Genomic DNA, 25,482 nt, shown 5'->3' with positions numbered 1-25,482 from the left:
TGCTGTGCAAGTGTGAGCTCCGACGCTGGGCAACCTGTCCAGTTCCGGCCGACAAGGGGAGCCCCGGGATGGACGATCTGGACGCCAGGCTGATCGAGCTGTTCGCCACCGAGCCGCGGGTGGGGGTGCTCGAGGCGTCCCGCCGGCTCGGCGTCGCCCGCGGCACCGTCCAGGCGCGGCTGGACCGGCTCGCCGGCAGCGGGGTGGTCACCGGCTGGGGGCCCGAGCTCTCCCCCGCCGCGCTGGGCCATCCCGTGACCGGGTTCCTGACCCTGGAGATCCGCCAGGAGCCGCGCGCCGGCGGGCACCAGGCGGTCGCAGACCATCTCGCCGCGATCCCGGAGGTCCTCGAGGCGCACACGATCACCGGCGCCGGCGACCTGTGGGTGCGCGTGGTCGCCCGGTCGAACACCGACCTGCAACGGGTCATCGACGCCGTGCTGGCCGAGCCGAGGATCGTGCGCTCCTCGACCGTGATCGCGCTGGCGACCCAGGTGCCCTACCGGGTGCTGCCGCTGGCCCGCGCCGCCGCGGCCGACTGACCGGCGCCCGAGCCGGCCGCCTGGCCCCTCAGGAGGTACGCCGGGCCGCCCACTCGCGGACCCGGTCGATCCGCGCCCGCAGCTGCTCGGCGTTGGCCACCGCGGCCGCGGGGCCGCCGCACTCCTTGCGCAGCGTCGCATGGGTCATCCCGTGCGGCTGGCCGGTGCGGTGGTGCCAGGCGCCGACCAGCCCGTTGAGCTCGCGGCGCAGCACTGCCAGCTGCTCGTGGGTGGTCACCTCGGCGACCGAGTCCGCGGACTGGCGCGCCTCCTCGCCGCGCGCGGTCAGCGCGGACTGCTGCTTCTGCGCGCGGTCGCTCTGCCGGCGGCGCAGCAGGTCGCGCATCTGGTCGGGCTCCAGGAGCCCGGGGATGCCGAGGAAGTCCATCTCCTCCTCCGAGCCCACGTGCACCTCGCCGGCGTGGCCGAACTCGCCGCCGTCGAAGAGCACCCGGTCGAAGCGGGCCTCGGAGCCGAGCGCCTCGAAGGACAGCCCCTCCAGGTCCGAGGACGCGGCCTCGCCCTGGTTGGCCTGGCGCAGCAGGTCGTCCTCGGGTGCGAACAGGTCGCCGTCCTCGCTGACCTTCTTGCCCAGGACGTGGTCGCGCTCGACCTCCATCTCCGCGGCGAACGTGAGCAGTCCGGGGACGCTGGGCAGGAACACCGAGGCGGTCTCGCCGCGGGCCCGGGCCCGCACGAAGCGGCCCACCGCCTGGGCGAAGAACAGCGGCGTGGAGGTGGTGGTCGCGTAGACGCCCACCGAGAGCCGCGGCACGTCGACGCCCTCGGAGACCATCCGGACCGCGACCATCCAGCGACTCTCGCCGGCGGAGAACTCCGAGATCTTCTTCGAGGCCAGCTTCTCGTCGGAGAGCACCACGGTCGCCGCCTCGCCGGTGATCTGGCGCAGCGTCTTGGCGTACGCGCGCGCCGAGTCCTGGTCGGTGGCGATCACCAGTCCCCCGGCGTCCGGCACGTGCCGGCGTACCTCCGAGAGCCGGGTGTCGGCAGCGGCCAGCACCGACGGGATCCAGGAGCCGTGCGGGTCCAGGGCGGTGCGCAGCGCCTGGTTGGTCAGGTCCTTGGTCAGCGGCTCGCCCAGCCGGGCGACCACCTCGTCGCCGGCGCGGGTGCGCCAGGTCATGTCGCCGGAGTAGGCCATGAACAGCACCGGCCGCACCACGTGGTCTGCCAGCGCCTGCCCGTAGCCGTAGGTGAAGTCCGCGACCGAGCGCGGCACGCCGTCGTGCCCCGGGGCGTAGGTGACGAACGGGATCGGGTTGATGTCGGAGCGGAACGGCGTGCCGGTCAGCGCCAGGCGCCGCGACGCCGGCTCGAAGGCCTCCCGCACGCCCTCGCCCCACGACAGCGCGTCGCCGGCGTGGTGCACCTCGTCGAGGATCACCAGGGTCTTGAAGCGCTCGGTGCGGATCCGCATCGCCAGCGGGTTCACCGCGACGCCCGCGTAGGTGACAGCGATCCCCACGTAGTCCCCGGAGGTGCGGCCCTTCCCGGCGGCGTACGTCGGGTCGATCGGGATCCCGGCGCGGGCCGCGGCCTGGGCCCACTGGAGCTTGAGGTGCTCGGTGGGCGCCACGATCGTGATCCGGTCCACGATCCGGCGCCCGAGCAGCTCGGCGGCCACCGAGAGCGCGAACGTGGTCTTGCCGGCCCCGGGCGTGGCGACCGCGAGGAAGTCGCGCGGGTGATCGGTGAAGTACTTCTGCATCGCGGCGGTCTGCCACGCACGCAGGGACGTGGCCGTGCCCCAGGCAGCACGCTCCGGCCAGGCCGGAGTCAGTGCGTTGGGCTCGGGGAGCGGCTCGTCGGCCGCAGTCACTCCTCGCCCTCGGGGCCGTTCAGGCTCTCCCAGACTTCCTTGCAATCCGGGCAGACCGGGAACTTCTCCGGCGCCCGGCTGGGCACCCAGACCTTCCCGCACAGCGCCACGACCGGGGTGCCCATCACCATCGCCTCGGTGAGCTTCTCCTTCTCGACGTAGTGCGAGAACCGCTCGTGGTCACCGTCGTCGGTGGGGACGGTGCGCTGGTCCTCGCGCACTCGCTCGTCGAGGGACGTGCCGGTGCCGAATCCGATGCTGCTCACGTCGTCAAGGGTACGCGAGGCCGTCCCGATCGGGTGAGCCGAGAGGAGGTGCGCCGCGATCAGTTGAGGTCCGGGTCCACCGGACGGGTGGCGTGCCAGGCCAGCTCGCCCGGCTGGCGGCGCAGCACCTCGCGCCACAGGTCGGTCGGGTCGGCGCGGAAGACGTCGGCGGCGGTGCCGGGCACGACGTACCAGCTGCCCTCCTCGATCTCGGCCTCCACCTGGCCGGCGCCCCAGCCGGCGTACCCGGCGAAGATCCGCAGGCCGTCGAGGCCGCCCGCGACCAGCTCGACGGGGGTGTCCAGGTCCAGGACGCCGAGGGCGGCGTGCACGGGCCGGAAGCCGACCGGGGGCTCGATGCCGGCCTTGAGCAGGCCCACCGCGAGTGCCCCCTCCGGCCCGACCGGGCCGCCCTGGAAGAGCACCTCCGGCTCGGCCACGACCTCGCCCCAGCCGGCCAGCACCTCGGCGACCGGGACCGGCGAGGGCCGGTTCAGCACGACGCCGACGGCACCGTCGGAATCGGCGTCGAGGACCAGCACGACGGCGTCGGCGAAGTTCGGGTCGAGCAGCGCCGGGGACGCGACCAGCAGCATCCCCGCCGCCGGTTCCGGGGCCGTGCCCGGCCGTGGTCCCACCGATGCCATGGCGCCATCCTGACACCCGCCCCGGGCCGGCCGCACGATGCCCGATCGCACCCGCCCATACCGACGGTCGGTCCTATGCTGTCGGAATGTCGACCTCGCGCGTGCCGCAGCCGGCTCCGGCGGGCCCGGGCCGCGCCGGGCCGAGCCGGCGCCAGCAGTACTCCGCCTCGACCAAGCGGGCCCTCGTGGACGTGGCCGAGGACCTCTTCACCCAGCACGGGTACGCCGCCACGTCGCTGGACACGATCGTGGCCGGCGCCCGGGTGACCAAGGGCGCGCTCTACCACCACTTCACCGGCAAGCAGGCGCTCTTCGAGGCGGTCTTCGAGCGGGTCGAGTCCGACGCCTCCCGGACCATCCAGCGCGCCGTGCGCGGCAAGGCCGACCCGTGGGAGAAGGCGGTCGCCGGCCTGCGGGCGTTCCTGGCCGTCGTGCAGGAGCCGCGCTACCGGCGCATCGTCGTCCAGGAGGGACCCGCCGTCCTCGGCCACGAGCGCTACCGGGAGCAGGAGGAGCGCTCCACCTTCGCGAACGTGGTGGAGATCGTGCGCTCGGTGACCACGGCCGGCACCTGGGAGGTCGAGGAGGAGATGCTGCAGACCTTCTCGCGGATCTTCTTCGGCGCGATGTCCTCGGCCGGCGAGTGCGTCGCGACCGCCACGGACCCGCTCGCCGCGGCCCAGCGCGTCGAGACCGCTATCACGTTCATCCTCCAGGGCTTCCAGGTCCTCGCCGACACCGGCGTGGACGTGCCGACGCCCGGGTCGGTCCCGCAGGACCGCCCGGGCGTCGGATAGCTCGCTGCTACTTGCCGAACGTGACGTTGCCGCCGGAGTTCGGGACCAGCTCGACCCAGGTGTGGCCGGCCGGGACCGTGAGGTCCCCGGCCTTGGTGGCCAGCCGGATCGGGGCGTCCAGCCCGTTCTTGGTCCAGGTGCCGCGCACCAGGCGCCCGCCGTGGAAGAGCAGCGCCTGGCCCTTGCCGTCGAGCTTGGTCTCCGGCACCGGGTTGCCGGCCGGGTCGGTGTAGCCCGCGTCGCCGACCGGGACCCGCAGCACCAGGACGGTGTCGGCCTGGAACTGGTCGCCCTCGGCGGCGTGGGTGTTGACGTTGCTGTAGGTCTTGCCGTCGTAGGACCACTCGGTGGTGTGGCCGCCGGAGAAGCTGGCGGTGATCCGCTTGGCGGGCTGGCCCTTCGGCAGGTCCTCGGCAGTCCCCCACTCCAGGTAGTCGTCGGGGCGGGACTCCTCGACCTTCGCGAGCGTCGCGGTCTGGGGCAGGTTCGAGAACAGGTTGTACGGCGCGCTGCGCGAGCTGTCGCGGCTGATGCCCTTGGCGCCCTCGGCGAAGAACTCGATCCCGGCCTTCTTGATCCGGTCGATGGTGACCCCGGCGGCGCCGCTGGTCACCATGGCGCCCTCGGAGGGGGCGACGATGCCGATGTCGCTGGCGCGCATCGAGCGCACCGGCCCGACCTTGCCCGGCAGCTCGGAGTAGAAGAACGCCGCGAGCCGGGTCATCCCGCCCTCGACGAGCTCCTCGACGACCAGGTCCGCCTTGCCGAGGCCGACCTGCGGCGCGCTGGAGGCGGTGTTGTCGATCTTGACGACCATCACCGGGTGCTCCTGGGAGGCGCTGTCGTCGCCGGTGACCGGCAGCCCGGTCAGGGGCCAGGTGGAGTCGAGCACCGAGCCCTCGGCGACGTCCTGGGACGCCGGCTTCTTCGGGTCCTCCTCGCCGCCACAGGCGGTGAGGACGAGGCACGCAGCCAGGGCGGTGGCGGTGAACAGGCGGGTGCGGCGCACGAGGCGGGCTCCGTTTCGAGATCGGGACATGGTGCAGTGAACTGGTCGACTTCAGTGTGGGGCGCGCGCGGCCCGGAGGCCGGGAGGCGCGCCAGGAGCGGCCGGGCCGCGATGGGCGGGTCCCGATGAGCGGGTCACCGCACCGGCGGCCGCCGGTGGCGCTCTCAGACCAGGGTAGCGCCGCCGTCGACGTACAGGGTCTGGCCGGTGATGTAGGAGGCCTCGTCGCTGCAGAGGAACGCCGCGGCCGCGGCGATGTCCTCGGGGAAGCCGACCCGCTTGACCGGGTTGGCCTCGGCGTTGAGCTTGCGGAAGTCCTCGACGTCCATCTTGAGCCGGGCGGCGGTGGCGTCGGTCATCTCGGTGGCGATGAAGCCCGGCGCGATCGCGTTGGCGTTGATGCCGAAGGGGCCCAGCTCGATGCCGAGCGTGCGGGTGAACCCCTGGATGCCCATCTTGGCGGCGGAGTAGTTGGCCTGGCCCCGGTTGCCGAGCGCGGAGACGCTGGAGAGGTTGAGGACCTTGCCGTACTTCTGCTCCACGAAGTGCTTCTGGGCGGCCTTGGTCATCAGGAAGGCGCCCTTGAGGTGCACGTTCATGACCAGGTCCCAGTCCTGCTCGGACATCTTGAACAGCAGGTTGTCGCGGGTGATGCCGGCGTTGTTGACGAGCACGTGCAGCCCGCCGAGCTCCGCGACGACCCGCGCGATCGCGGCGTCGACCGAGGCGGCGTCGCTGACGTCGGCCCCGATCCCGATCGCCCGGGCGCCCTCGACGACGGGCAGCTTGGCGGCGGCCTCGGCGGCAGCTGTCTCGTCGAGGTCGACGATCGCGATCGAGGCGCCCTCCTCGGCGAACCGGGTGGCGGTCCCGAAGCCGATGCCTCGTGCGGCGCCGGTGATGACGGCGACGCGCCCGTCGAATCGACCCATGTTCCTGTCTCCTCTGCTCGGTGGGACGCTGCCCTCAGCATCCGGCGATCACTGTAGGGCCGCGCGCAACCGCGCGGCGTACTCGCCACGCTCGGCGTCGTCGGCGTAGCCGGTGCGCGGCCAGAAGAACCCGCGCAGCCCGTCGCCCTTGGTCCGGGGCACGACGTGCAGGTGCAGGTGCGGCACCGACTGGCTGACCACGTTGTTCAGCGCCACGAAGCTGCCCTGGGCTCCCAGCCCGGTCACGACAGCGGTGGCGAGCCGCTGCGCGGCGGCCAGGAAGCCGTCGCGCAGCCCGGCGGGCAGGTCCGGGAGCGTGACCACGTGCTCGCGCGGCACCAGCAGCACGTGCCCCTTGAAGACCGGCCGCCGGTCCAGGAAGGCCACCAGGTCGTCGTCCTCGAGCACCAGGTCGGCCGCGGCCGTCCCGGCCACGATCGAGCAGAAGGCGCAGTCGGGCACGGACGGCACGCTACTCGCAGATGAACCCGGTGCACTGCGGGTGCAGGTGGGCGACGGACCGGCCCGCACCGGCCGTGCCCGCGGGGCCGACGTAGTCGAAGTGCTGGGTGTCGCCGAGCCCGTAGGTCCAGCGCAGCCCGTGGCGCGCCATGATCCGCACCACCGCGTGGTTGCGCGAGCGCCAGGCGACGTTCGGGTGCGAGCGGGCCTGCCAGAACCGGTTCGGCACGATGCCGCGCGCGGAGCGGTAGGGGTTCTCCCAGGTGTTCACGTCCAGGGCGGTGCCGTAGGAGTGCGGCGAGCGGACCCCCGGCCGGCCGACGACGTGGCGGCAGTTGAACGCCGAGGTGTTGCCGGCCGCCATCGAGCGGTAGTCGTCGGCGCCCCTGAGCCGCTTGGACCAGCCGAACCGGTCGACCCGGTACATGGAGCGGACGGCGTGCCCCGCGGCGTACATCTCGGCCAGCGCGCCGCCCATGGCCCGGGCCGCGCGGGCATTGGCGACCAGCTCCCCGCGGTAGCGGTAGCCGTCGTAGCCCCAGTAGTTGACGCGGACCAGCCGCAGGCCGGCGCGGCCGACCGGGCAGCCCCGGCGCCAGCTGCGCCCGGTCATCTGCCGCCAGACCCCCGCGGGGATCCGGGTGACTGCCAGGTTGGCGCCCTCGTCGACCGCGCGCCGCTGCCGCGGCAGCCGGACCCGGGGCCGCGGCGCCCGCTTCGGCAGCCGGACCCGGTCGCCCGGCGGGCGGTTGTCCAGGCTGCGGATGCCGCTGCGCGCCGCCTCGACCCAGGCCAGCGCCGCGGCCCGGGCACGCCAGGCGGTGTCCACCCGCGGGCGGACCCGGAGCCGGGCCGTGCCGTCGGGCCCGGTGCGCAGGGTGGTGACGGTGCGCCACTTCCCGCCCGCGTTGCGCCGCTGGAGCCGCACCGGGCCCGCGACCGGCTGGCCGTCGACGGTCCGCCAGGTCACCTGGAGGTCAACGCTCGCGCCGTCGGTCACGCTGCCCGGGCCGGTGACGGCCAGGCTGCTGCCCAGCCGGGTGAGGCGGACCTGGGTGGCGGCGGCCGCCCCGGCGTACGTCGTGTCGCCGGCCCAGCTCGCCCGGAAGGCGTTCCGGGCGGGGACCCGGTCGATCGTGGCCGGCAGGGTGGCCCGGCCCGCGGCGTCGGTGCCGACCGTGCCCACCGGCGCCCATCCCCCGCCGCCCGACGCCCGCTCGACCAGGACCGTCGCGCCGGCCACCGGCCGACCGTCGGTGGTGCGCAGCTCCAGCGCGAGCGTCGTGGTGGCACCGGCCGTGCCGCCGGTGCCGCTCAGCACGAGGGTCGTCGCGGCCGGCGCCGCGTGGGCGGGCAGAGCGACCATCGCGACCGTCCCGGCCACGCCCAGGATCAGGGCCAGGACCACAGTCAGCACCCGGCCGGCGCCCCCTCCTTGCGGTCGGTGCGCGGCGGCGCGGCGGACGGGGACGGAGTAGGGCGACCCGAGAGGCATGGGCGTCAGTGTGCCCGGCCGGGACCGGCCCCGGCGACCCAGGTGAGGCCGGTCACCCGGCCGGTCGCGGATGCCCACGGCACCCCGGAGGGCGGCTAGCATCCTCGGCGCACAGGGTTCGGCGCGTTCTTGGTGGTGGGTACGGCGCGCGGTCCGCGCCTACCCTGAAGGAACCCACCTGTGTCACCCCTCGCCTCGTACGCCCGACTGCTCGACCTGGTCGGACCGATGTACGTCGCCGTCGCCTTCGTCGGGCGACTGCCGCTGAGCATGAGCCAGATCGGCACGATGCTGCTGGTCTCCAGCGCCACCGACAGCTACGGGACCGGCGGCCTCGCCGCCGGCGCCCTCGCGGTCGCGAACGCCGTGGGCTCGCCGTTCGCCGGCGCCCTCGCGGACCGGATCGGCCAGCGCTCGGTGGTCCTGGTCCAGTCCCTCGCCGGTGCCGCCGGGCTGGCCGCCCTGGTCGCGCTCACGTCCTCCGGGGCGCCGGGCGGCGCGCTCGTCGCCACCGCCGCCGCGGCCGGGCTGGTGCTGCCCACGGTGGGTCCCCTGGCGCGGGTCCGCTGGCGGCCGATCACCGCGCCCGCCGGGGCCCAGCAGGGCCGGCTGATGGGCGCCGCCTTCTCCTACGAGGGCGCCGCCGACGAGGCGTCGTTCGTCCTCGGCCCGGCCGTGGTCGGCGCGCTGGTGGCCCTGGTCTCCCCCAGCGCGGCGATCCTGTTCGCCGCCGGCCTGCTGGCCGTCTTCGGGTGCGCCTTCGCCCTGCACCCCACCGCGCTGCTGACCGGCGGCGGCGGCCGCGCTGCGGGTGGCGGCCGGGTGGTCACCGGGCTGTTCGTCGCGCTGTTCGGCGCCCAGCTCTGCGTGGGCCTGCTGTTCGGCTCGATCCAGACCGGCACGACCGCGCTCACCACCGACGCCGGTCAGCCCGGGCTCGCGGGCCTCGTGCACGCGCTGCTCGGGATCGGCAGCGTGGTCGCCGGGCTCGCCACTGTCGCGCTGCCGGAGCGGTTCGGCCACGAGCGCCGGGTCCTGGTCTCGGCCGCGTTCCTGCTGGTGCTCTCGGTGCCGTTCCTGCTGGTCGACTCGGTCCCCACGCTGGTGCTGGCGGTCCTGCTGATCGGCTTCGGCGTCGCGCCGTACATGATCGCGAACTTCTCGATCGCCGAGCGCGCGGTGCCGCTGGCCCGGGTCGGGCTGGCGATGACGCTGCTGGCCGGCGCCACCGGGATCGGGTACGCCATCGGCTCGACCACCGCGGGCCGGCTCGCCGACCTGCACGGGTACGGCGCCGCGTTCATGGTCACGGTGGGCGCGACCGTGCTCGCGCTGGCCCTGGCGGTGGTGCTGCAGCGGCCCGCACGGCAGGCCCTGCGGGAGGCCGACGAGCGGTCCGCGGCGGCGGGCGCCGGCGACCCGGTCATCGCCTGACCCTCGCCCGGCCCCGTCCGGCCGCTCAGGCCGGGCCGGGGCGGGCCAGCCGGCAGCGGGACAGGAACGCCTCCGGGCTGCGGCTCTCCAGCAGCTCGACGAGCACCCCGTCGGCGGTGGTGCCGTAGCAGACGGCGGCGATGCCGCCGCTGGACTCGGTGACGTCGTGGTGCCAGCGCACCCCGTCGAGGTGGGCGCGGACCGCGGCGATCCCGGCGACGTCGAGGCAGACGTGGTTGACCCCGAGGTCGACCGGTCGGGCGGGCGGCGCGTCGGCGCCGCCGACCACCTCGTGGGCGACCGGTCCCAGCACCTCCCGGACGACGTGCGCCGCCGGGTCCGGCACCCGCACCGTCACGCCGACCAGCCCGGTCGGGCCCTCGGGAGCGGCGACCAGCCGGACCGGCGTGCCGTCCGGGCAGCGCAGGGCGGCCGGGTCGCGCGGGTCCGCTGCCCCTCCCGCTGCGAGCCCCCGCTCCCGGGCCGCGGCGACGTCGGGCACTGCCCAAGCCAGCGCGGCCACGCCCGGCGCGCGGTCGGACCGGGGCTCGGGCCGTGGTGCGGAGAACGCGAACAGCTCCAGGAACGCGGTGTCGGTGCGCAGCAGTGCCACGTCGGCAGCGGTGCCCGGTGTCGCCAGGGACTCGTCAGCGGGCGCCGTCCCCACCGGCCAGCTCCAGCCGCCGTGCTCCAGCGCGCCGAGCCCTCCGACCCAGAAGGCCCGGGCCCGGTCGAGGTCGGCGACGCTGACGCCGACGTGGTTGAGCGCGACGATCCGGGGCTGGTCCACGGTCGGTCAACCTAGCGGTCGGCCGGCCCGGGCGGGCCCGAACTCGGCACCCCGGCGACAGCGCCGGGCCCGAAGGCTTCGGACCGTCAGCGCACCCGGATGGTGCTCCTGCACGCGGGGGCCCCGCCGATCCGCTTGACCCGGAGCTTGAAGGTGTCGCGCCCCCGGGTGTTGGGCCGGTTGCGGTCGACCTCGACGTCTCCCTCGCGGTCGGCGACCCGGACCCGGTGGTAGAACCGCTTCCCGTTCTGGCGCAGCGTGACCCGCCACCGGCTGCCGGCCGGAGCCCGGTCGATGTCGACGGCCACCTCGTACCTGCCGTCGTCGCGCTCGACGTCGAAGTCGACCCGGGCGCCGCTGCACCGGAAGTTCCGGTCCGCGGCCTGGGCGGGCGTCGCGCTGAGCGCGACGAGCGGGGTGGCCAGGAGCACGGCGGCTCCGACCGTGGCGGTGGTCCTGCGCAGGTTCAACATGGTGGTACCTCTCGTGGGTCGGATCCAGTTTGCGAACCCAGACCGGTATCCATCCCCCCACCGAGAAACCCGGCGGCGAGCCGGAGCCCCCGCCTACCCCCGAGCGTCGACGGCCTCCGCCTCGCGGCCCTTCGGGACCTTGGTGAGGAACGTCAGCGCGACGGCGGCCACGGCGACCACGCCGATGACCGTGTACGCCGTGGTGTAGGCCTCGTCCTCGCCGATCAGGGCCGAGGCGAGCAGCGGCCCCGCGACGCCGCCGATGCTCCAGCCGATCAGCATCAGCCCGTAGATCGCGCCCGCGTGGCGCACCCCGAAGTAGTCGCCGGCGGTGGCGGGCATGGTGCCGAAGGCGCCGCCGTAGCAGAGGTAGATGACCGCGGCGAGCAGGGCGAACAGCACGGCGCTCTCCGCGTGCGGGATCGCGATCAGGCACAGACCGGACAGCGCGAGCATCGCGGCGAAGGCCCGCATCCGCCCGATCTTGTCCGAGGCCGCAGCCCACACGATCCGCCCGGCGCCGTTGAAGATCGCCAGGGCGCCGACCAGCGTGGCCGCCCCGGCAGCGGAGTACCCGGCGATGTCGGTGGCGCTGGCCGCGGCCTGGGAGATCAGCGAGATGCCGGCCGCGACGTTGAGGGTGAGGATCGCGGTGAGCAGGTACCACTGCGGGGTGCGCAGGGCCTCGCCCTGGGTGTAGTCGCGGGTGGCGGCGTCCGCGCCGGAGCCGCCGACCGCCTCGTGGCCGGCCACGGTGTAGCCCTCGGGCGGGTTCTTGAACAGCGAGGCGCCGATCAGCGACATCACCAGGTAGGCGATGCCGAGCGGGATGAACGCCTTGGTCGGGATGTCCGGGTCACGGTCGATCAGCCAGTTCGCCACCGGCGAGGTGAGCACCGCACCGAAGCCGAAGCCACCGACCGCCAGCCCGGTGATCAGGCCGCGCTTGTCGGGGAACCACTTCTGCAGCATCGCGATCGGCACGATGTAGGCCACGCCGAGCCCGAAGCCGCTGATCACGCCGTACCCGAGCACGACCAGCCAGAAGTCGTCCTTGCTCTCCGCGAAGCCGGCCAGCAGCACGCCCAGGCCGTAGATCACGCCGCCGGCCATCGCCACCACCCGCGGCCCGCGCCGGTCCTGGATCCGGCCGCCGATGTAGGTGCCGATGAAGATCATCCCGATCGTGACCTCGAACGGGATGGCCGCCTCGACCGAGCTCAGCTCGAACGCCGAGGCGTCCTGGAGGGCCTTGGAGAAGACGCTCCACGCGTACACGGCGCCGATCGAGAACTGCAGGAGCAGCGCCGCGGCCACGAGCAGCCAGCGGTTCGTCCCGGTCTCGCCCCCGGCCTCCGCGCTGGCGGCCCCACTGTTCGTCCCGGTGTTGCTCATGCCGACACCTCACTCCTCGTAGCGAACGGGGCCCTCGCGCGCCAGGCGCTCGCGCTGCGGTACGACGATGTACTTCGGGTCCAGGGCCGACGCCTGCCCCGCCTCGAAGATCCCGAAACGGGTGCACGCCGAGCCGGCCATCAGCGCGGCGCCCGAGAGCGCCGAGAGGGCGCGGCTGCGACCGGAGACCGCCGCCCCGATCGCGCCGACGACGGTGAGGGCCTTCGCGGCCCGCATCAGCCGCCCGGCCTTGCCCTCGTGCAGCGGCTCGGCGGTGATGCCCATCGACCGCTCCATCTGCTGCTCCGCGGCCAGCTCCAGCACCGCGCCGCCCACCGCCAGCCGGCGCGCGGGTCCGGTCTCCGCGACCGGAGCCCCGACCAGGCCCAGGCCGGCGGAGGCGGCGGCGGCCGACCCGACGAAGACGAACGGGAGCTCCTTGAAGGCCGCGTGCCACGACGGCGTCGCGGTGTCGGCGAGCAACACCGCGGTGTACGCCGCGACCGGGGGCGCGGCCAGCCCGGCCATCAGCCCGGCCGGCCGGTGCAGGAGCGGAAGCAGCCGCAGCGGGCCGACCCGGCGTCCCGGCGGCAGCATCGCGACCGCCTCCGCAGCCGCCGCCGCGCCGGCGAACGGGCCGTAGATCGACAGGATCCAGGTGCCGACCGACATCGGGGAGGTCAGCTTCGCCACCCGCAGCATGTTGAGGAACCGGGAGGGCTTGCCGAGGTCGTGGACCAGCGCGACCATCGAGACGCTCAGGGCGGCCAGCGCGCCGAACCGGCCGGTACGCCGCAGGGCGGGCCGCCCGGTGAGGTCCGCGCCGGCGGCCAGCAGCGAGGAGCCGGCGGCCAGACCGCCGGCGAACAGGTAGATCGGGATGTCCTTCTCCCACGGCGACGGCTTGACGATCGGCCGCCCGTAGTAGGAGGTGAACTCCGCCTCGGGGACCATCTGCTGCTCTGCTCCCGGGCCGTGCTTGCGTCGCCCGCCGGGCCGCCGTCCGCCCCGGCGGCCGCCGCCGATCCGTCGGCCACCGGCGGACCCGATGACGGCGGTGGTCTGCCGCTCGTCGCGGGCCGCGGCCGGGCCGGTCCCGTTGCGGTCGGTGGTCTCGCTCATCGCCGCCTCCCCACAAACGCCAGCGCGGCACCGGCCAGCAGCGTGAACGCGGCGGTCGAGGCGCGGTTGAACATCTGCGGCAGGTCCTTGGTGGTCACCACCGGGTCCGGCGGCAGCCCGTAGACCTCGGGCTCGTCGAGGAGCAGGAAGAACGCGCCGGCGCCACCGACGCCGTCCTCGGGGTCGTTGCCGTAGAGCCGAGCGTCCATGATGCCGGCCTCGTGCAGCTGCGCGACCCGGGTGCTGGCCCGCTCCCGCAGCTCCTCCACGTCGCCGAACTGGATGGACTCGGTGGGGCACGCCTGGGCGCAGGCCGGGGTCTGCCCGGCGCCGAGCCGGTCGTAGCACAGCGTGCACTTCTGGGCGATCCCGACGTTCTTCGCCCCGTCCGGCGCGCGGCGGCGCTCGATCACGCCGTACGGGCAGGCGGCCACGCAGTAGCCGCAGCCGTTGCAGATGTCGTCCTGGACCACGACCGTGCCGAACTCCGAGCGGAACAGCGACCCGGTCGGGCACACGTCCAGGCACGCGGCGTGGGTGCAGTGCTTGCACACGTCGGAGGACATCAGCCACCGGAAGTCCGGCTTCGTGTCATCCGTCTGCTCGCCCTCCTCGACGGTCAGGGTGTCGGACGGGCGGGCGGTCGGCATCCCCAGGTCCGTGACCTGCGGCGCCCGGAGCCCGGGGTCCTGGGCGCCGAGCCGCTTGGGCTGCTCGATGAAAGCCACGTGGCGCCACTGGTTGGCGTTCAGCGAGTGGCTGTTGTCGTAGGAGCTGGCGGTCATGTCGAAGTGGTCGGCAGGGACGTCGTTCCACTCCTTGCACGCCACCTCGCAGGCCTTGCAGCCGATGCAGATGCTGGTGTCGGTGAAGAACCCCTTCCGCGGCGGATGGTCGTCGCCGTACCCGGAGTTGGCGGTCGCGTCGACCGGGCCGAAGAGGCTGTTCTTGCCACCGATCATCAGGATGCTCCGCTTCCCTGGTCGTGGTCGGGCTCGCCCTCGGGGTTGGGCGTCTCGTCGCCGGCGTCGGCGGTGAAGGCACCCGCCCCCGTGGTCACGATCGGCCGCTCCAGGTCGTGGTCCACCCCGGCGCGGTGCTGGTACCCCGCGACCAGGGCGGTCAGCGCCACACCGGTCGGGCGCCGCCCCGGCCGGACGTCGCAGGTGCCGACCTTGGACTCCTGGATCAGCACGTTGGGGTCCAGCGAGATGCCGAGGAGGTCGTTGGCGGAGTCGCCGGTGACGATCCCGCCCTGTCCCCAGTGGTAGGGCAGCCAGACCTGGTGCACGGTCCGGTTCTCGACCCGCAGCGGCGAGAGCCGGTCGGTGACCATCACCCGGGCCTCGATCGCGGCGCGCGCGGTGACGATCGTGGCCCAGCCGCCGTTCTCCAGCCCGCGCTCGCCGGCCAGCTCCGGGGAGACCTCGACGAACATCTCCGGCTGGAGCTCGGCCAGCCGCGCGACGTAGCGGCTCATCCCGCCGGCCGTGTGGTGCTCGGTGAGCCGACTGGTGGTGAAGACGAACGGGAAGACCTCGCTGTGGTCCTCCGGCGGGCTGGGGTTCATCCGGTTCTCGGCCCGGGTGTACTCCTTGCGGATGGGGTTGGCCTGCTGGCCGTACATCGGGTTCGGGAACGGCGACTCCACCGGCTCGTAGTGCGTGGGCATCGGGCCGTCGAGCAGCCCTTGGGGCACGTAGAGCGCGCCCTTCCCGTCGCCCTGCATGATGAACGGGTCGTTGCCGGCGATGCCGGCCACGCCGTCGTCCTCGGGACCGGGGCGGTACGACGGCGGCTTGGTCTTCTCGAAGTCCGGCACGTCGTGCCCGGTCCACTCCTGGGCCGCCTCGTCCCACCACACGTAGGCCTTGCGCTCGCTCCACGGCCGGCCCTCGGGGTCGGCCGAGGCGCGGTTGTACAGCGTGCGGCGGTTCGCCGGCCACGCCCAGCCCCACTCGGGCGCCACCCAGGACTGCTCCTTGCCGGGCTTGCGCCGGGCCGCCTGGTTGACGCCGTCGGCGAAGACGCCCGTGTAGATCCAGCAGCCGCCCACGGTGCTGCCGTCGTTGCGCATCTGGGTGAACGACGACAGCGGACGCCGGGTGGCGATCTCGTAGCCGTTGATCTCCATCAGCACGTCCTCCGCGCTGGGCTCGGCGTGCAGCCCGTGCGTGGAGTAGTCCCACGCGAGGTCCAGCAGCGGCCGGTCCCGCTCGTCGGTGGAGTCGGCCAGCCGCTCGCGCAGCATCCGGCCCAGGTGGTAGAAGAACCACAGCTCCGAGCGGCAGTCCCCGGGCGCCTCCACGGCCTTCTCCCGCCACTGGAGCATCCGCTGGGTCTGGGTGAAGGTGCCCTCCTTCTCGACGTGCGAGGCCGCGGGCATCAAGAACACCTCGGTGGCGCACTCCTCCGGCACGATCTCGCCGGTCTCCACCTCCGGGGAGTCCTTCCAGAAGCTGGCGCTCTCGATCTCGAACAGGTCGCGCACCACCAGCCAGTCCAGGTTGGCCATGCCGAGCCGCTGGGCGCGCCCGTGGGCGGACCCGACGGCCGGGTTCTGGCCGAGCAGGAAGTAGCCCTTCACCTTGCCGTCGATCATGTCCAGCACCGTGCGGTAGGTGCCGTGGTCGCCGGTGATCCGGGGCAGGTAGTCGTAGCAGTAGTCGTTCTCCGCCGTCGCCTTCTCCCCCCAGTAGGCCTTGAGCAGGCTGACCCCGTAGGCGTCGGCGTTCGACCAGAACCCCTTCGCCCCGGGCTGGCGGACCGCGTCGAGCCACTCCTCCAGGGAGGTGTGCTCCGCGGCGTTCGGCATCGGCAGGTAGCCGGGCAGCAGGTTGAACAGCGTCGGGATGTCGGTCGACCCCTGGATGCTGGCGTGCCCGCGCAGCGCCATGATCCCGCCGCCGGGCCGGCCGGTGTTGCCGAGCAGCAGCTGGAGGATCGCGCCGGTGCGGATGTACTGCACGCCGACGCTGTGCTGGGTCCAGCCCACGCTGTAGACCAGCGCGGTGGTGCGGTCCCGCCCGGAGTTCTCGGTCCAGGCCCGGCACACCTCGAGGAACGCCTCCTCGCTGACCCCGCAGGTGCGCGCGACCATCTCCGGGGTGTAGCGGGAGTAGTGCCGCTTGAGGACCTGGTAGACGCAGCGCGGGTCCTGGAGCGTCTCGTCGCGCGGCGGCTCGCCCTTCACCTGGACGCCGTGCGTCTCGTGCTGCATGGCGCTGGCGGTCTCGCGCTGCATCGGCTCGTTGTCGTCGGCCGCGTCCCCCTCCTGGGTGGCGTACTGCCAGCTCTGGGTGTCGTAGGTGCGGGTCTCGGGGTCGAACCCGGAGAACAGCCCGTCGAGGTCCTCGGTGTCCTCGAAGTCCTCGCTGAGGATCGTGGCGGCGTTGGTGTACGCCACGACGTACTCACGGAAGTCCAGCTCGTTGCTGAGCACGTAGTTGACGATGCCGCCGAGGAACGCGATGTCGGACCCGACCCGCAGCGGCACGAACGTGTCGGCCAGCGCGCTGGTGCGCGTGAACCGGGGGTCGACGTGGATCACCTTGGCGCCGCGCGCCTTGGCCTCCACCACCCACTGGAAGCCCACCGGGTGGGCCTCGGCCATGTTCGACCCCTGGATGATGATGCAGTCAGCGTTGGCGAGGTCCTGCAGGAACCCGGTGGCGCCGCCACGCCCGAAGCTGGTCCCCAGACCGGGGACGGTGGCGGAGTGTCATATCCGGGCCTGGTTCTCGATCTGGATAGCGCCCATCGCCGTGAAGAGCTTCTTGATGAGGTAGTTCTCCTCGTTGTCCAGCGTGGCGCCGCCGAGGCTGGCGATGCCCATCGTGCGCCGGACCCGGCGGCCCTTCTCGTCGAGCTCCTGCCAGAAGTCGCGGCGGGTCTTCACGACCCGGTCCGCGATCATCTCCATCGCCGTGGAGAGCTCGAGGTCCTCCCACTCGGTGCCGTAGGGGCGGCGGTAGCGGACCTTGGTCTGGCGCAGCGAGCTGGTGACGAGGTTCTTGCTGGCCGAGCCCTTGGGGCACAGCCGGCCGCGGGAGACGGGACTGTCGGGGTCACCCTCGATCTGGGTCACCTCGCCGTCCTTGACGAAGACCTTCTGACCGCAGCCCACCGCGCAGTAGGGGCACACGCTGCGGGCGACGTGGTCGGCCGTCGTGGTGCGGGCGGTGAGCTCCTCGGTCTGCTGCGAGCGGGCAGCGACGCCACGGGCGAGGACGTCGTCCCCGCGGAACTGGCGCAGCACCGGCCAGTCCAAGAACGCCTTGGCCATGGGCTCTCCTCCGTACTGACGCGCTTACCTCAGGACCGGGCTGTACCCGGGTGTGGGGCCTTCATGCCCGGACCACCACCGCCGTGTCTCCGGCGGCGACGAACTCGCCCACCACGGGGTGCCCGGGCAGCTCGCCGGCCACCAGCAGTCCCCCGGAGGTCTGGGCGTCGGCGAGCAGCACCAGCTCGTCCTCGCCGACGTCCGCGGCGAGGTGCGGGCGCACCCAGTCCAGGTTGCGCCGGCTTCCGCCGGGCACGTAGCCCGCGGCGTACGACGCGCGCACGCCGTCGAGGTAGGGCACCGCGGCGCTGTCCACCACCGCGGTGACGCCGCTGGCCCGGGCCATCTTGAACAGGTGGCCGAGCAGCCCGAACCCGGTCACGTCGGTCGCGGCCGTGTGTCCCGCCGCGAGCGCGGCGCGGGAGGCGTCCCGGTTGAGCATGGTCATCGTCGCCACCGCCTCCTCGAACCGCTCCCCCGTCGCCTTGTGCCGGTTGTTCAGCACGCCCAGGCCGAGCGGCTTGGTCAGGGTGATCGGGGTCCCGGGGCGGGCCGCGTCGTTGCGCAGCAGCCGGTCGGCGTCGCCCAGCCCGCTCACCGCCAGGCCGTACTTGGGCTCGGGGTCGTCGATGCTGTGCCCGCCCGCGAGGTGGCAGCCGGCCTCGACGCACACGTCCGCGCCGCCGCGCAGCACCTCGCGGGCCAGCTCGAACGGGATCCGGTCCCGCGGCCACGCCAGCAGGTTGACGGCCAGCACCGGCTCCCCGCCCATCGCGTAGACGTCGGAGAGCGCGTTCGCCGCCGCGATCCGGCCCCAGTCGTACGGGTCGTCGACGACCGGGGTGAAGAAGTCGGCGGTCGCGATCAGAGCCCGGCCGCCCTCGATCCGCACCGCCGCGCCGTCGTCGCCGTTCTCCAGGCCGACGACGAGGTCACCCGCCGCGTCGGTCCCGGCGCCGGCCCGGCCGCCGGGCAGACCGGCCAGGACCCGCTCCAGCTCGCCCGGCGGAACCTTGCACGCGCACCCGCCGCCCGCGGCGAACTGGGTGAGCCGGATCTGCGCGGTCGCGGTCATGAACCGACACTAGCCACGCCCCGCTCGGGCGTCGATGCCTCTACAGTGGTCGCGACGTTGCGGGGAGGCGTTCCTCGTCTGGTGACGGGCGCGGTCCTCAAAACCGTTGTGGCCGAGCATCTCGGTCAGGCGGGTTCGATTCCCGTCCGCCTCCGCCAACGTCGCCAGCACCGCTTGGAATCAACCGCTTGGAATCAACCGCCTCGAAGTCCACGGTCGGGAGGACCTGCGTGCCGGACCAGGACACCGAGGCGGACCGGCGCCGCGCCACGCCCCGCACCGACGCCGTGCTGGCCGACCCCGCACTGCGGGAGGCCGCCGAACGGGTGGGCGACCGGCTGGTGAAGCTGGCCGTCACCGCGGCCCTGGACCGGTGCCGGGCCGGGGAGCTCGAGCCCGCGGACGTGGTCGCCGCGGCCCGCGCTGCGGTGCCGGCCCACGCCACCGGCCTGCGCCGGGTCCTCAACGCCACCGGCGTCGTGGTGCACACCAACCTCGGCCGCGCGCCCCTCTCCGCGGCGGCCGCCGACGCCCTGGCGGTCGCGGCCGGGGCCACCGACGTGGAGCTGGAGCTGGCCACCGGCCGTCGGGCCCGCCGTGGCCGCTCGGCGCTGGCGGCCCTGGCGGCGGCCGTCCCGGACGCCGGCGGGGTGCACGTGGTCAACAACGGCGCCGCCGCACTCGCGCTGGCCGCCTGCGCGCTGACGTCGCCGGACGGCGGCCGCGAGGTCGTGATCGCCCGCGGCGAGCTGGTCGAGATCGGCGACGGCTTCCGGATCCCCGAGCTGCTGGAGTCGCTCGGCGTGGCCCTGCGCGAGGTCGGCACGACGAACCGGGTCCGGCTCGAGGACTACCGGGCCGCCGTCGGCGACCGGACGGCGTTCGTGCTCAAGGTGCACCCGTCCAACTTCGTGGTCTCCGGCTTCACCTCCTCGGTCGGCGTGGCCGAGCTCGCCGGGCTCGGGGTCCCGGTCGTCGCCGACATCGGCTCGGGACTGCTCGCGCCGCACCCCCGGCTGCCCGGCGAGCCCGACGCCGCGAGCGCCCTGCGCGCCGGCGCGGACCTGGTCACGGCCTCCGGCGACAAGCTCCTCGGCGGACCGCAGTGCGGGCTGATGCTCGGCGCCGCCGAGCTGGTCGACGGGCTGCGCCGGCACCCGTTCGCGCGGGCGCTGCGGGTCGACAAGCTCACGCTCGCGGCGCTCGAGGCGACGCTGACCGGCCCCCGGACCCCGGTCGCCGCCGCGCTGGCGACCACCCCGGCCGCCCTGGCCGCCCGGGCCGCGCGGATCTGCGCCGACCTCGGCCCGGAGGTCGGGGCCGAGGTCGCCGAGAGCGTGGCGGCGGTCGGCGGCGGCGGGGCACCGGAGGTCCCGCTGCCCAGCGCGGCGGTCGCCCTGCCGGCCGGTCTCGCCGAGCCGCTGCGCCGGGACGCCGAGCTGCCGGTCGTCGGCCGGGTCGAGCGGGGCCGGCTGCTGCTGGACCTGATCGCGGTGGACCCCGAGGACGACGCCGCTCTGGCGCACGCCGTACGCCGGGCGGCGGCCCGGGCGCGGGACTGAGCATGCACGTCATCGCCACCGCCGGCCACGTCGACCACGGCAAGTCCACGCTCGTCGACGCCCTGACCGGCATGCACTCCGACCGGCTCGAGGAGGAGCGGCGGCGGGGGCTGTCCATCGAGCTCGGCTACGTGTGGACGACACTGGCCGGCCACGGCGAGGTCGCATTCGTCGACGTGCCGGGCCACGAGCGGTTCGTGACCACGATGCTGGCCGGCGTCGGGCCGGTGCCGGCGGCGCTGCTGGTCGTCGCCGCCGACGATCCCTGGATGCCGCAGGCCGCCGAGCACCTGGCGGCGCTGGACGCGCTCGGGGTGCGTCACGGCGTCGTGGCCGTGACCCGCTGCGACCTCGCCGACCCGGGGCCGGCGCTGCGCCGGGCCACCGAGGAGGTGGCGCGCACCTCGCTGCGCGGGGCGCCGGTGGTGGCGGTCTCCGCCCGCACCGGCGAGGGTCTGGACGCGCTGCGCGACCACCTCGGCGCGATGGTCGCAGCCCTGCCGGAGCCCGACCCCCGGGCCGACGTCCGGCTCTGGGTGGACCGGCGGTTCAGCGTGAAGGGCGCCGGGACCGTGGTCACCGGCACCCTGCCGGCCGGCCGGGTCGCCCGCGGCGACGAGCTCGCCTCCACGGGCGGGCTGCTGCGGGTGCGCGGCGTGCAGGTGCTCGGGCGTCCCGCGGACGCCGCCACCGGAGTGGCCCGGGTCGCCCTCAACGTGACCGGCGACGGGGTCGACGGCCTGGACCGCGGCGGCGTGCTGGTCACCCCCGAGGCCTGGCACCACACCGCGATCGTCGACGTCCGGGCAGTTCCCGGCCGCGAGGGCCCGGGACACCCGGATAACTCGGACAGCTCTGGCAACTCGGGCGGTGCCGTCAGTGGTCCAGCGTCGCTGCCGGCCCACCTCCAGCTGCACGTCGGCGCCACCTCGCTCACCGCGCGCACCCGGCCCCTCGGCCCCGACCTGGTCCGACTCACCCTCGAGCGGCCGCTGCCGCTGCGGGTCGGCGACCGGGCCCTGCTCCGCGACCCCGGCAGCCGCGCCGTGTGGGGAGCCCGGGTGCTCGACCCCGACCCGCCGCCGCTGCGCCGCCGCGGTGCCGGCGCCGCCCGGGCCCGGGCGCTCGGCGCGGTCTCCGGGGACCCCGACCTCGCCTCCGAGCTCGCCCGCCGCGGCCTCGCGGACTCCGCGCAGCTGCGCCGGATCGGGGTCCCGACCGCGGAGCCGCCACCGGGCGCCGTCCGCGCCGGCCGGTGGCTGCTCGACGCCGAGCGCGCCGAGCGGCTCGGCACCGAGGTCGCCCGACTGGTCTCCGAGCACGACGCCGCCGACCCGCTCGACCCCGGGCTGCCGCTGACCGCGCTGGCCGATCGGCTCGGGCTTCCCGCCGCCGAGGTGGTGGCCGCCGTCGTACGAGCGCCGCTGCAGGTGGCCCGTGGCCGGGTCCGGGCTCCGGCGGCGACGGCCGCCCTGCCGGCGGAGGTGGAGCGCGCGGTGGCGGCGCTGGAGGCCGACCTCGCCGGGGCGCCGTTCGCGGCCCCCACCGCGGACCGGCTCGCGGAGCTCGGCCTCGACGTACGCCGGGTGGGCGCGGCCGCGAAGGCCGGTCGGCTGCTGCGAGTCGCCCCGGGCATCGTGCTGCTCCCCGGGGCGGACCGGACCGCCGCAGCCTGGCTGGCCGAGCTGCCGCAGCCGTTCACGACCAGCGAGGCCCGGCAGCGGCTCGGCACCACCCGGCGGGTGGTGCTGCCGCTGCTCGACCTGCTCGACCGGGCCGGGCTGACCCGCCGGCTCCCCGACGACCGGCGCGAGGTCCGCTGAGCCCGGTGGTCGAGCCAGGAGCCCGGTGGTCGAGCCAGGAGCCCGGTGGTCGAGCCGCGAGCCCGGTGGTCGAGCCGCGAGCGCAGCGAGCGTGTCGAGACCCCGCGGCCATCAGCGCAGCGAGCTCCGGACCGCGAGGCTGAGCAGGTCCACGAGCAGGCACACCGCGATCAGGGCGAGCACGGTGCCGGCCATGGCCGGGTAGTCGAAGCCGGCCCGCTGCTCCTCCAGCAGCCGGCCCAGGCCCCCCGCGCCGACAACGCCGACCACCACGGTCTCGCGGGCCGTCACCTCCCAGCGGTAGAGGGTGAACGAGACGAGCTGGCCCAGCGCGGCCGGCAGCGAGGCGTACGCGAACGACGCGGTGCCGGGGGCGCCGAGCTGGGTCAGTGCCTGCCGCGGCCGCGGGTCCAGCTCCTCGACGGCCTCGGCGAAGAGCCGTCCGAGGATCCCGAACGTGTAGATGCCGAGCGCGATCGCGCCCGGCAGCGGACCCGGGAACACCACGAACAGCACCAGCAGCGCCCACACCGGCGGCGGCACCGCGCGGGTGACCAGGAGCAGCTGGCGGGCCGCCCAGGCGGCGACCCGCCGGGCCGGGGAGGTCGCGCCCCGGGCCGCGACCAGCGCGACCACGACTCCGAGCGTGGCCGCGATCGAGATCGCGAGCACCGACATCTGCAGCGTCTCCACCGACCGGGAGACCAGCTCGGGAAGCCCGCCCGCCGGCAGCGCCGGCGGCACCAGGTCGTCGACCAGCCGGCCGAGCCGGTCCACGGTGTCCGCGGAGAACCACGCCGCCGGGTCCGGCCGCAGATGCCCGACCGCTGCCACTGCCAGGACCAGGCCCAGCACCCCCGAGATGCCCCACCGGCGCGGGTTCGCCCCGCGCCGCAGCCAGGCGCCCCAGCGGTCGATCACGGCACCGAGCACGATCAGCGCGTAGATCGAGGTCCACATCTGGCCGTACTGCAGGCCCGCGAAGGCCAGGCTCAGCTGCAGGCCGAGTCCCCCGGCGCCGATCATCCCGAGGATCACCGCCGAGCGCAGCGAGCACTCGAAGCGGTAGAACGCGTACGACGTCGCGGCCGGCACCAGCCCCGGCAGCAGCCCGTACGCCGCAGCGGAGACCCGACCCGCCCCGGAGCGGCGCAGCATCTCGTACGGCGCGTGGTCGGCCTCGTCGAGCAGCTCGGAGTAGACCTTGGCAGTGATCGCGCCGAACGGGATCGCGATCGCCAGCACCCCCACCAGCGGGTCGCGGCCCAGGACGCCGATCAGCAGCAGCCCCCACACCGCCTCGTGCACGCCCCGCGGCAGCGCGACCGTGACCCGGGTGAGCAGCAGCCCCGCCCCGCGCAGTGCCCGGGCCACCGGGGAGCCGGTGGCCGGCGCCCACCAGGTCTGGCTCATCACCGGCGCCAGCACCAGGCCGATCACCACCGAGGCGAGGGTGCCGAGCACGCCGAAGGCGACAGTGGTCAGCGTGGCGTCCAGGGTGTCTGCCAGGAAGTCCGCCGAGAGCTCCGGGCGGGCGGCGTGCGCCCAGAAGTCGGCGAAGAAGGACCAGCCGCCCGGGTTGACGACCTCGCCCTCGGGCAGCAGCCCCAGCACCGACCAGACCAGGACGACCAGCCACAGCACGGCCCAGGTCCGCCCCGTGGGCCGGCGGCCCGGCCTCGGGCGGCGGCCGCGTCCGGGCGCCGCGCGCTGGGGCGGTGCGGCACGCGGCCCGCTCCCCTCCAGGGAGGTGATGCCGGCCAGGTCCGTCATCGGCCGGAGAGGGAGTAGAGCTCCTCGCGCAGCCCGGCGTCGACGCGGGCGGCGGGCAGGTCGAAGAGCACCCGGCCGGCCCGCAGCCCGACCACCCGATCGCACCAGCGGACCGCCAGCTCGAAGTCGTGCAGGCTCACCAGCAGCGTCCGTGCCGGCGTCGCGACCGTCTCGCACAGCAGCCGCATCACCTCCTCGGCCCGGCCCGGGTCGAGGCTGGAGACCGGCTCGTCGGCGAGCACCAGGTCCGGGTCCTGCACCAGCACCCGGGCCAGCGCGACCCGCTGCTGCTCCCCGCCGGAGAGGTCGCCGGTGCGCTGGTGCAGCCGGTCCGCGATCCCGACCCGCGCCAGGGCGGCCCGGGCGGCCTCCGGCTCGCGCGGTCGGACCAGGGAGCCGAGCGCCCGCCAGGTGCCCCATGAGCCCAGGTGGCCGGCGTTCACGTTGTGCACGACCCGCAGCCGGTCGACCAGGTGCAGGCGCTGGTGCACGGTCCCGATCCGCCGGCGTACGCCGGCCAGGTCCCCGGCACCCAGGCCGGCCAGCGAGCGGCCGAAGACCTCGACGTCGCCCCGGTCCGCCCGGACGCCGGCCGAGCACAGCCCCAGCAGTGTCGACTTCCCGGCTCCGCTGGGGCCCACCAGCGCCACCCGCTCACCGGAGCGGACCGCGAGGTCGACGCCGTCGATCGCGGTGCCGCCGGGGTAGCTGACGCCGACGCCGCGCAGGCGCACGACCTCGCCGGACGTGCCGGGCATCAGGAGACGAGCCCCAGTTGCCGCGCGATCTCCTCGACCTGGTCGTAGTTCTCCGGCTCGGTGGGCACCACCGCGGCCGCGCCGTACCCCTCGAGCACGGTGCGCTCCTCGTCCGTGGAGCCGTCGAGGGCGATCAGCGCCGCACGGAGCTCCTCGGTGAACCCGGCACCGAACCGGTCGTCGGTGCTCGGGCCGGCGATCCAGTGGTAGTCGTGGTAGCTGGGGGTGCGGAAGATCTCGACGACCTTCTTCTGGTCGACGGTGCCGGCCGCGAGCCGGTCGTCCCAGACCTGGGTGTTGAGGACGCCGGCCTCGTAGGAGCCGGCCTGCACCAGGTCGATGGTCTTGTCGTGGGACCCCGAGAAGCCCGGCTCGCCGGCGAAGTCGCCCGCGGGGTCGACCCCGGCCTGGTCCAGGAAGTACGCCGGCATCATCCGTCCCGAGGTCGAGGACTCGCTGCCGAACGTGAACCGGGTGCCCGCGAGCGAGTCCAGGCCGTCCACGTCGGCGATCGGCTCGATCCCGGCGTCCGCGTTGGCGATGAATACGGAGTGGAACTCCGCGTCGATGTCGCGCTGGGCCAGCACTGTCGCGCCGGGGGTCTGCAGCCGCGCCTGGACCCCGGTGAGCCCGCCGTAGAAGACCAGGTCGAGGTCGCCGGAGCCGAACAGGGTGACCGAGGCGGCGTAGTCGGTGACCGGGACGTACTCCACCTCGACGTCGAGGGTCCCGCCCAGGTAGTCGGCCAGCGCCTCCTCGCGTGCGGTCAGCTCGGCGGGGTCCTGGTCGGGGATCGCGCTGATCGTCAGCACCGGGCGGTCGCCGTCGCCTTCGGCGCCCGCGTCGTCGCCGCCGCAGGCCGCGAGGGTGCAGGACACGAGGCCGGCCACCAGCAGGCTGCCCAGGCCGGACCGGGCCCGGTGGTCGGAACGCATCGGGTGGCCTCCCGGTGGACGAAGGTACGTCTCGGGGCCTGGTGCGTGACCAGGCCCCGGGACGTGA

22 protein-coding genes and 1 tRNA gene are annotated in these 25,482 nt (G+C 74.6%); 6 read left to right on the top strand and 17 right to left on the bottom strand.

The genetic code is table 11. The features are described 5' to 3' along the window. Positions 1–68: 68 nt before the first annotated feature. Entirely contained in the window at positions 69–542 is a 474-nt protein-coding gene (locus tag EBO35_RS04965; protein ID WP_122816735.1) for an Lrp/AsnC family transcriptional regulator, read from the top strand. A gap of 28 nt (positions 543–570) precedes the next feature. On the opposite strand, the gene EBO35_RS04960 is transcribed toward EBO35_RS04965, so the two are convergent. The 3 genes from EBO35_RS04960 to EBO35_RS04950 all read right to left on the bottom strand — a co-directional run bounded on the left by EBO35_RS04960 (position 571) and on the right by EBO35_RS04950 (position 3,295). Next, the gene (locus EBO35_RS04960) at positions 571–2,271 is read right to left on the bottom strand and encodes a DEAD/DEAH box helicase (RefSeq protein WP_241153959.1); all 1,701 of its coding nucleotides are present in this window, start codon (positions 2,269–2,271) and stop codon (positions 571–573) included. A gap of 107 nt (positions 2,272–2,378) precedes the next feature. Then, on the bottom strand, positions 2,379–2,603 hold the full coding sequence (locus EBO35_RS04955; protein WP_122819329.1) for a DUF3039 domain-containing protein: 225 nt from the start codon (positions 2,601–2,603) through the stop codon (positions 2,379–2,381). 104 nt (positions 2,604–2,707) lie between these two features. Then, the gene (locus tag EBO35_RS04950) at positions 2,708–3,295 is read right to left on the bottom strand and encodes a YqgE/AlgH family protein (RefSeq protein ID WP_122816733.1); all 588 of its coding nucleotides are present in this window, start codon (positions 3,293–3,295) and stop codon (positions 2,708–2,710) included. Positions 3,296–3,381: 86 nt separating this feature from the next. On the opposite strand from EBO35_RS04950, the gene EBO35_RS04945 reads away from it, so the two are divergent. Beyond that, positions 3,382–4,092 carry a TetR/AcrR family transcriptional regulator gene (locus tag EBO35_RS04945; RefSeq protein WP_122816732.1) on the top strand — a complete coding sequence of 237 codons (711 nt, stop codon included), beginning with the start codon at positions 3,382–3,384 and terminating at the stop codon, positions 4,090–4,092. A gap of 7 nt (positions 4,093–4,099) precedes the next feature. Here the strand turns inward: EBO35_RS04945 and EBO35_RS04940 are convergent, their stop codons facing one another. The 4 genes from EBO35_RS04940 to EBO35_RS04925 all read right to left on the bottom strand — a co-directional run bounded on the left by EBO35_RS04940 (position 4,100) and on the right by EBO35_RS04925 (position 7,912). Continuing rightward, positions 4,100–5,101 carry a DUF3048 domain-containing protein gene (locus EBO35_RS04940; protein WP_164477808.1) on the bottom strand — a complete coding sequence of 334 codons (1,002 nt, stop codon included), beginning with the start codon at positions 5,099–5,101 and terminating at the stop codon, positions 4,100–4,102. Between the two features lie 164 nt (positions 5,102–5,265). Continuing rightward, a complete protein-coding gene (locus tag EBO35_RS04935) occupies positions 5,266–6,033 on the bottom strand; it encodes an SDR family NAD(P)-dependent oxidoreductase (RefSeq protein ID WP_122816730.1) in 768 nt (255 codons plus the stop codon). A gap of 48 nt (positions 6,034–6,081) precedes the next feature. Further along, positions 6,082–6,495 (bottom strand): HIT family protein, encoded by a 414-nt coding sequence (locus EBO35_RS04930; RefSeq protein ID WP_122816729.1) that lies wholly within the window; start codon positions 6,493–6,495, stop codon positions 6,082–6,084. A gap of 10 nt (positions 6,496–6,505) precedes the next feature. Next, positions 6,506–7,912, bottom strand: a complete 1,407-nt coding sequence (locus EBO35_RS04925) for a M15 family metallopeptidase (protein ID WP_122816728.1) — start codon at positions 7,910–7,912, stop codon at positions 6,506–6,508. A 258-nt stretch (positions 7,913–8,170) separates the two neighbouring features. On the opposite strand from EBO35_RS04925, the gene EBO35_RS04920 reads away from it, so the two are divergent. Further along, positions 8,171–9,424 carry an MFS transporter gene (locus EBO35_RS04920; protein WP_122816727.1) on the top strand — a complete coding sequence of 418 codons (1,254 nt, stop codon included), beginning with the start codon at positions 8,171–8,173 and terminating at the stop codon, positions 9,422–9,424. A gap of 25 nt (positions 9,425–9,449) precedes the next feature. On the opposite strand, the gene EBO35_RS04915 is transcribed toward EBO35_RS04920, so the two are convergent. The 7 genes from EBO35_RS04915 to selD form a co-directional block, all read right to left on the bottom strand. Continuing rightward, positions 9,450–10,214, bottom strand: coding sequence for a VOC family protein (locus EBO35_RS04915; RefSeq protein ID WP_122816726.1), 765 nt, complete (start codon positions 10,212–10,214; stop codon positions 9,450–9,452). An 86-nt stretch (positions 10,215–10,300) separates the two neighbouring features. Continuing rightward, positions 10,301–10,687, bottom strand: coding sequence for a hypothetical protein (locus tag EBO35_RS04910; RefSeq protein WP_122816725.1), 387 nt, complete (start codon positions 10,685–10,687; stop codon positions 10,301–10,303). 93 nt (positions 10,688–10,780) lie between these two features. Then, positions 10,781–12,082 (bottom strand): L-lactate MFS transporter, encoded by a 1,302-nt coding sequence (locus EBO35_RS04905; protein ID WP_122816724.1) that lies wholly within the window; start codon positions 12,080–12,082, stop codon positions 10,781–10,783. A 9-nt stretch (positions 12,083–12,091) separates the two neighbouring features. Further along, positions 12,092–13,204, bottom strand: coding sequence for an NrfD/PsrC family molybdoenzyme membrane anchor subunit (gene nrfD / locus EBO35_RS04900; protein WP_206422676.1), 1,113 nt, complete (start codon positions 13,202–13,204; stop codon positions 12,092–12,094). Further along, positions 13,201–14,166, bottom strand: a complete 966-nt coding sequence (locus EBO35_RS04895; protein ID WP_122816723.1) for a 4Fe-4S dicluster domain-containing protein — start codon at positions 14,164–14,166, stop codon at positions 13,201–13,203. The genes nrfD and EBO35_RS04895 overlap by 4 nt, the downstream gene beginning before the upstream one ends. Further along, the gene (gene fdh, locus EBO35_RS04890) at positions 14,166–17,489 is read right to left on the bottom strand and encodes a formate dehydrogenase (RefSeq protein ID WP_263457644.1); all 3,324 of its coding nucleotides are present in this window, start codon (positions 17,487–17,489) and stop codon (positions 14,166–14,168) included. Before fdh ends, EBO35_RS04895 begins: the two co-directional genes overlap by 1 nt. A 61-nt stretch (positions 17,490–17,550) precedes the next feature. Beyond that, positions 17,551–18,564: a selenide, water dikinase SelD gene (selD, locus tag EBO35_RS04880; RefSeq protein WP_122816720.1), complete on the bottom strand. Its 1,014-nt coding sequence runs from the start codon at positions 18,562–18,564 to the stop codon at positions 17,551–17,553. 63 nt (positions 18,565–18,627) lie between these two features. Here selD and EBO35_RS04875 point away from each other — a divergent pair. The 3 genes from EBO35_RS04875 to EBO35_RS04865 all read left to right on the top strand — a co-directional run bounded on the left by EBO35_RS04875 (position 18,628) and on the right by EBO35_RS04865 (position 21,949). Next, positions 18,628–18,722: transfer RNA gene (locus EBO35_RS04875), tRNA-Sec, on the top strand. 30 nt (positions 18,723–18,752) lie between these two features. Then, entirely contained in the window at positions 18,753–20,126 is a 1,374-nt protein-coding gene (gene selA / locus EBO35_RS04870) for an L-seryl-tRNA(Sec) selenium transferase (protein WP_241153868.1), read from the top strand. A gap of 2 nt (positions 20,127–20,128) precedes the next feature. Then, on the top strand, positions 20,129–21,949 hold the full coding sequence (locus EBO35_RS04865; RefSeq protein ID WP_122816718.1) for a SelB domain-containing protein: 1,821 nt from the start codon (positions 20,129–20,131) through the stop codon (positions 21,947–21,949). 111 nt (positions 21,950–22,060) lie between these two features. On the opposite strand, the gene EBO35_RS04860 is transcribed toward EBO35_RS04865, so the two are convergent. Genes EBO35_RS04860 through EBO35_RS04850 form a run of 3 tightly spaced genes read right to left on the bottom strand, consistent with a single transcriptional unit; the run spans position 22,061 to position 25,415 of the window. After that, complete coding sequence (locus EBO35_RS04860; protein ID WP_122816717.1) at positions 22,061–23,722, bottom strand: PhnE/PtxC family ABC transporter permease; 1,662 nt, start codon at positions 23,720–23,722, stop codon at positions 22,061–22,063. After that, on the bottom strand, positions 23,719–24,480 hold the full coding sequence (locus tag EBO35_RS04855) for a phosphonate ABC transporter ATP-binding protein (RefSeq protein WP_122816716.1): 762 nt from the start codon (positions 24,478–24,480) through the stop codon (positions 23,719–23,721). The genes EBO35_RS04860 and EBO35_RS04855 overlap by 4 nt, the downstream gene beginning before the upstream one ends. Beyond that, positions 24,480–25,415, bottom strand: a complete 936-nt coding sequence (locus EBO35_RS04850; RefSeq protein WP_122816715.1) for a putative selenate ABC transporter substrate-binding protein — start codon at positions 25,413–25,415, stop codon at positions 24,480–24,482. The genes EBO35_RS04855 and EBO35_RS04850 overlap by 1 nt, the downstream gene beginning before the upstream one ends. Positions 25,416–25,482 lie beyond the last annotated feature (67 nt).

Source organism: Nocardioides pantholopis, from assembly GCF_003710085.1.
Lineage (GTDB): Bacteria > Actinomycetota > Actinomycetes > Propionibacteriales > Nocardioidaceae > Nocardioides > Nocardioides pantholopis.
The sequence above is the reverse complement of the archived record's forward strand: the minus strand, read 5'-3'. Positions and strand labels throughout refer to the sequence as shown.

What these genes read in the sequence shown, in the direction of transcription:
- EBO35_RS04965 (WP_122816735.1), top strand. Translation starts at nt 69, where the DNA reads ATGGACGATCTGGACGCCAGGCTGATCGAGCTGTTCGCCACCGAGCCG.
- EBO35_RS04960 (WP_241153959.1), bottom strand. Translation starts at nt 2,271, where the DNA reads ATGCAGAAGTACTTCACCGATCACCCGCGCGACTTCCTCGCGGTCGCC.
- EBO35_RS04950 (WP_122816733.1), bottom strand. Translation starts at nt 3,295, where the DNA reads ATGGCATCGGTGGGACCACGGCCGGGCACGGCCCCGGAACCGGCGGCG.
- EBO35_RS04945 (WP_122816732.1), top strand. Translation starts at nt 3,382, where the DNA reads ATGTCGACCTCGCGCGTGCCGCAGCCGGCTCCGGCGGGCCCGGGCCGC.
- EBO35_RS04935 (WP_122816730.1), bottom strand. Translation starts at nt 6,033, where the DNA reads ATGGGTCGATTCGACGGGCGCGTCGCCGTCATCACCGGCGCCGCACGA.
- EBO35_RS04910 (WP_122816725.1), bottom strand. Translation starts at nt 10,687, where the DNA reads ATGTTGAACCTGCGCAGGACCACCGCCACGGTCGGAGCCGCCGTGCTC.
- EBO35_RS04905 (WP_122816724.1), bottom strand. Translation starts at nt 12,082, where the DNA reads ATGAGCAACACCGGGACGAACAGTGGGGCCGCCAGCGCGGAGGCCGGG.
- nrfD (WP_206422676.1), bottom strand. Translation starts at nt 13,204, where the DNA reads ATGAGCGAGACCACCGACCGCAACGGGACCGGCCCGGCCGCGGCCCGC.
- EBO35_RS04895 (WP_122816723.1), bottom strand. Translation starts at nt 14,166, where the DNA reads ATGATCGGTGGCAAGAACAGCCTCTTCGGCCCGGTCGACGCGACCGCC.
- selD (WP_122816720.1), bottom strand. Translation starts at nt 18,564, where the DNA reads ATGACCGCGACCGCGCAGATCCGGCTCACCCAGTTCGCCGCGGGCGGC.
- EBO35_RS04865 (WP_122816718.1), top strand. Translation starts at nt 20,129, where the DNA reads ATGCACGTCATCGCCACCGCCGGCCACGTCGACCACGGCAAGTCCACG.
- EBO35_RS04860 (WP_122816717.1), bottom strand. Translation starts at nt 23,722, where the DNA reads ATGACGGACCTGGCCGGCATCACCTCCCTGGAGGGGAGCGGGCCGCGT.
- EBO35_RS04855 (WP_122816716.1), bottom strand. Translation starts at nt 24,480, where the DNA reads ATGCCCGGCACGTCCGGCGAGGTCGTGCGCCTGCGCGGCGTCGGCGTC.
- EBO35_RS04850 (WP_122816715.1), bottom strand. Translation starts at nt 25,415, where the DNA reads ATGCGTTCCGACCACCGGGCCCGGTCCGGCCTGGGCAGCCTGCTGGTG.